The organism is Phormidium sp. CCY1219 (assembly GCF_035615515.1).
GTDB lineage: Bacteria > Cyanobacteriota > Cyanobacteriia > Cyanobacteriales > Laspinemataceae > CCY1219.
The window spans coordinates 1-201 of the sequence record NZ_JAJENT010000150.1; the positions used below are offsets into that span (position 1 = coordinate 1).

The 201-nt window shown below is 49.8% G+C and carries 1 protein-coding gene; it reads left to right on the plus strand.

Features of this window, described 5'->3' with window-relative positions:
- Positions 1–201, plus strand: a 201-nt coding sequence (locus LKK83_RS00780) for a hypothetical protein (RefSeq protein ID WP_324628818.1), incomplete at both ends; no start/stop codon positions are given.

Sequence of the window (201 nt, forward strand, 5' to 3'; positions counted from 1 at the left end):
GCAACTGCAACAACTCCTGCAAGAAAATACCGATAAGGAGTCGCAAATTCACCACCTCCAGGAGCAGATTGCCAACTTTGAAGCTACCCAATCCGAGACGGCCCAGGTGGAAGAAGAAAACCAGCAGCTCAAAAGAGAGTTCTACGCTTTGCAGCAGCGCTACAACCAACTGTCGTTCGAGATGGCAAGAAACGAGCAGAA